This window comes from Tenacibaculum sp. IB213877, assembly GCF_034043975.1.
Classification (GTDB): domain Bacteria; phylum Bacteroidota; class Bacteroidia; order Flavobacteriales; family Flavobacteriaceae; genus Polaribacter.
The window spans coordinates 1-5,181 of the sequence record NZ_JAXCHH010000016.1; the positions used below are offsets into that span (position 1 = coordinate 1).

The 5,181-nt window shown below is 34.1% G+C and carries 4 protein-coding genes; all 4 read left to right on the forward strand.

Annotated elements, in window-relative coordinates; all coding sequences use genetic code 11:
- Positions 1-273 precede the first annotated feature (273 nt).
- Genes SLH33_RS12790 through SLH33_RS12805 form a run of 4 tightly spaced genes read left to right on the forward strand, consistent with a single transcriptional unit; the run spans position 274 to position 5,048 of the window.
- Positions 274-783, forward strand: coding sequence for a DUF2975 domain-containing protein (locus SLH33_RS12790; RefSeq protein WP_320419511.1), 510 nt, complete (start codon positions 274-276; stop codon positions 781-783).
- 3 nt (positions 784-786) lie between these two features.
- On the forward strand, positions 787-990 hold the full coding sequence (locus tag SLH33_RS12795) for a helix-turn-helix domain-containing protein (RefSeq protein ID WP_215929021.1): 204 nt from the start codon (positions 787-789) through the stop codon (positions 988-990).
- Positions 991-1,011: 21 nt separating this feature from the next.
- Entirely contained in the window at positions 1,012-1,884 is an 873-nt protein-coding gene (locus SLH33_RS12800) for an ABC transporter ATP-binding protein (protein ID WP_320419512.1), read from the forward strand.
- On the forward strand, positions 1,881-5,048 hold the full coding sequence (locus SLH33_RS12805) for a M1 family aminopeptidase (RefSeq protein ID WP_320419513.1): 3,168 nt from the start codon (positions 1,881-1,883) through the stop codon (positions 5,046-5,048). The genes SLH33_RS12800 and SLH33_RS12805 overlap by 4 nt, the downstream gene beginning before the upstream one ends.
- The last annotated feature ends 133 nt before the right edge of the window (positions 5,049-5,181 follow it).

The following is a 5,181-nucleotide window of genomic DNA, read 5'->3' on the forward strand; positions in this document are numbered from 1 at the left end:
CCTAAAGACCGTTCAAGTTCTCCTCTCTAATCTTGTTAAATTTAATAACAGCAAAGTAAAGGACACCGTTGGCAACAATTTGACCAACTCACCATTGATTAAAATAGTAATTTTCCTAAAATTTCAGTAATGAGCTAAACTTTATGTTAATCTATTGATTTACTTTATTTGAATAACGGATACATCAAGATTAAATTATCTTAAAAATTTAAATATTTATTGTAAAACAATATATTTTTATATATTTGCAGTAATAAATTAATTTTTTATTATATGCAAAAATCAATTATTATTTCCAAAGTTTTATACTACATCTCAAGAATATTGGGCGGTTTGTATTTAATTACTGGTGTTTATGGGTTATTCAGCTGGGCAACAAACACCCATTTGCTTATAAAAGATAAGCAAACAATTATCACCTACCCTTTTACAAAGACATCTTTTTTAATTTTAGACAGCAACACAACGTATTTAATCTTTTCGTTTTTAATACCTGTTTTAGGGTATGGTTTGTTTTTTTGGTTACTATCTAGTGTCTTTAAAGTATTTTACCAAAAAAAATTATTTACCGCCAAAAATATTGTGCATTTACGACGGTTTTATCTTGTCAATATATTTCTACCAACTTTACTCACCATATTCTCATCGTTTTTTATGCTCATAGAACACGAAATGTTTCTGATTATTATTCTGCATCTTGTTTTAGGTGTTTTTGTGTTTTTTATGTCAGAAATATTTAACCAAGGATTGCATTTACAAAACGAACAAGACTTATACATTTAAACTATGCCCATTGTAATAAATATAGACGTCATGCTTGCCAAACGAAAAATGAAGAGTAAAGAATTGGTTAAAGAAGTTGGCATTACACCTGCAAATTTATCGATACTAAAAAATGGAAAAGCCAAAGGTATTCGCTTTGAAACTCTAGAAAAAATATGCAAAGCCTTAGACTGTAAACCTGGAGACATTATAGACTATGTAGACTAGCACTCCTTTAAATATTATCTTATGAATACATTGAATATCAACAATGTGTCTCTTGTGTATAACAACGGACACCAGGCACTTTATACCATAAATTTAAACATAACAAACGGTGTTTTTGGCTTACTTGGGCCTAATGGCGCAGGGAAATCTTCGCTTATGAAAACCATTGTAGGCTTACAAAAACCAACTGAAGGACACATTAGTTTTAATGATACAGACATTGTAAAAAATCCATTAGAAATACAAAAACAGCTAGGGTTTTTACCACAGTATTTTGGTGTTTATCCTAAAGTTTCGGCTTACAATTTACTACAACATTTGGCTAAACTAAAAGGTATTCACAACAAGAACGAGCGCCACGATCAAATTATGAATCTTCTGGATAAAGTGAATTTAGTTGAAGCCAAAAACAAAGAAGTACATACATTTTCTGGTGGTATGAAACAACGTTTTGGCGTAGCTCAAGCGTTACTGGGAGATCCTAAAATTGTGATTGTAGACGAACCTACAGCAGGTTTAGATCCTGAAGAACGTAATAGATTTAATGCACTATTGAGCGAAATAGGCGAAGATATTATCATTTTATTATCGACGCACTTGGTAGAAGATGTACGAAATCTATGTTCAGATATGGCGATTATAAAACAAGGTGCTATTGTGGCAAAAGGTAGCCCAAATGAATTTATTGAAGCCTTACAAGGGAAAATATGGCAAAAAGCAACAACCAAAAACGAATTATTACATCTTGAGCCAAACCACAACATCATCAGCAAGCAATTTATTGAAAAGGTCATGCATGTAACCGTGTATGCCGATGCTTGCCCAACTGGGTTTAAAGCTGTAACTCCAAATTTAGAGCACGCTTATTTCACATATTTAAACAGCACAACATGAAAACGGTTTTACTAAACGATATATATAGCGCGCTAAAACACATAGCAACGCAATTTGCTTTGTTGGCGTATTTGGTGCTTGGTTTTTTTACAGGCTATAAGTTTCATATTAATGTAGGCGATGGCATTGCTGCCAATGCGCCCTACGCTGTTGGGTTTATGACTGGTTTGTTGAGCTTACTTATTATTTTGATTGCTACACTACTCGCCTTTTCTGGCTTGTTTAAGGAACGTGACGCTAACTTTGATTTAATTGTTTTTACCACACCTATAAAGAAACGCAACTTTGCATTAGCACGCTTTTTATCCTTCTTTTTACTTACTGCATTCAGTTTTTTTATTGTAATGCTTGGGTATGTTATTGGGTTGCATGTGCAAACAGATTCTGAAATGCTTGCAGACTTTCATCTGTGGCATTATGTATATCCTTATTTGATTTTTGGCGTGGTAAATAGCTTATTGGTATGCAGCATCCTGTTTTTCTTTGCTAAAAAATTTCAGAATAAACTATTGGTCGCTATTGCAGGATTGATGTTGTACATCACCTATATGATAGTGCTCATGTTTTCAAACGCGCCGTTTATGGCACAATCGTTACCGCAGTCTTTATTTGCTCAAAAAGTATCTGCTATAACTGATATTTTTGGGTTGTCGGCTTATTTTTATGATGCCAAGGACTTTAGTATTTCTGAAAGAAACCACAACATCGTGTCGTTTAGTAACATACTATTGATAAACCGTTTGGGTGTTGTGCTACTGTCTTTATTCATTATGAAATTAGGCATAAATGCGTTCTCATTTCTGCCAGTTTTCAAACAAAAGTCAACAAAAAAACAGGCTGAAAGAACGCCTAAAAAGACCAAACTACTGGATGTTCCGTTTGTTAAAGTAAGCACGTTGTTTACTTCAAAAACAAAACAACATGCGCTGCGCTCTTTTGTAAAAATCGATTTTATTTATTTATTTAAAAGTATTCCGCTTATTTCGGTTTCTGCTTTACTGTTATTTTATGTAGGTGTAGAAATGTATGGCGATATAGATATGGGTATTAGGTTGCCGCAACAGTATGCTAGCTCTGGTTTACTAGCTAAAACTATTAACGAAACCTTTTATTTTATAGGTGCACTTGTTGTGGTTTACTTTACAAACGATGTGTTTTGGCGTGCCAATGCTAGTGGATTTTCAATCATTCAAAATACGACTTATTATGCCAAAGAGCGCCTATTAGGACATGCTATAAGCATGGTACTTTTAATCATGTTTCTTACCGGTTTAATGCTCTTGGAAGCGATTATCTTTCAGCTTATTTTTAAATACCCTTTTATTGATTGGCAAGCATATTTTGGTGTGTTTGTTTTTAATACGTTGCCACTTACACTCTTTGCATTACTGCTACTATTTATTAATAACATAAGTAAGAGTAAATCGGTGGCACTGGGTATATCTATCTTGTTATTCTTATTGTTTGTGACGCCTATTTCAAAAAACATGATTACGAATCCGTTGTTTCGTTTTTTATCTGGTTACAGAGGTACTTATAGCGATTTTATAGGTTACGGTGCTTATGTAATGCCGTTTATTTACAGATTGATTTTTGGGTTTGCTCTTGTAGGACTTGTATGTGCTTTATACGGTTTGATAAAAACTAAAGCTAAAAGACACTTTTATATTATTGCTATGGTTGGTTGTGTATGTATAGGTATGGTGAGCGGCTATTTGTTTTTAGATGGTTATGTTTCCAAAGATAAAGACGCTGACATATTAGCGCGTGTTGCTTACGAAAAGCATTATAGAGCATACCAAAATCTTCCGCAGCCAACCATAAAAAAAGTTAATACTGAAATAGATTTGTTTCCTGAAGACCAAGCTTACCAGATAAAAGGCACGTATTGGTTGGTAAATCAGCACAAGCACGCTATAGATTCTATACTAATACATGTGCCTGAAGACTTTGAGATACAAGCGCTTTTATTTAGCTATAAAAATAATACCATAACGCTAGACAAGGCTATTTCAGAAATACCATTAAAACAGGCATTACAAGCCCAAGACTCGGCAAAACTCACCTTTCATTTGGCTTACAAATGGGAGGCTGTAAATGGTCATAATCCTTTTAATGCGATTGTAAAGGATGGCTCTTTTATGAGAATAAGTCGTTATTATCCTCAATTTGGGTATGATGCTAGTCAGGAAATTTCAGACAAGACCATTAGAAAACAACATGCTTTGGGCGAAGCAACAGCCATAAAACCATTTGATGCGGTAAAAACTCATATAGACGATTTTATTTCTTTGGACATGCAAATTTCAACCGGTAATAATCAAATTGCTGTTGGCACTGGCGCGTTAAAATCGCAGTGGCAAGACGCTAATAGAAATTACTATAAGTATAAAGCAGACGCCATTCCTTTTAGGTTTGCGGTTTCATCAGCTGCTTATGAGGTTAAAAAAGCACAACATAAGGATGTTTCTATTGAGGTTTTATATCATCCTTTGCATGAAAACAATGTAGATCACCTTATTGAGAACACAAAGCTGTCATTAGATTATTGTACTAAATATTTTGGGCCTTATCCGTTTTCGTCTATACAATTTGCCGAAGTGTCATCGTTTACACAAGGTTTTGCAGGCACCGCTTATCCTGGTGTTATATTTATGACAGAGCATATGACGTTTCATGCCAACCTAGCGGGCAACCATAATCAAGATGTTATTAATGAATTGGCTGGGCATGAAGTAGCGCATTTTTGGTGGGGAACCAACCAGATTGATCCTGATTACCGTGAAGGTTATGCCATGCTGACTGAAAGCTTGGCTATGTATACAGAAATGATGCTTTATAAAAACATGTATGGCAAAGCTAAAATGCTAGAGCGCTTAGCAATACACAAACAAATATATGATGCAGAAAAGGGATTTACGGATGATGTATCCTTATTAAAAGTCACAAAAAATAATTCGTTTGTATCCTATTCTAAAGGCGCTATTGTTTTTGTTGAATTGAGTGAGTTACTAGGCGAAGAACGGTTGAATAGGGCTTTACGTATGTTTTTAGAACAACATGCGTATCCTAATGCAAAGCCTACTTCAACAGATTTGTTAGAAGCTATTTTAAAGGTTAGCGATGAAAAATATGAGGAAAAAATTAAAGTTATGTTCGAGTAAAAACTGTTGCGAACAATGGTAACCGTTGCACAAGTGTGTAAAAACCAAAAATATTAGATTAAAACAAGCTTTTTTAGGGCTTGTTTTTTTATAGATGACTAAATGATGGTCTAAATTTAGAAGGCTTTATTCT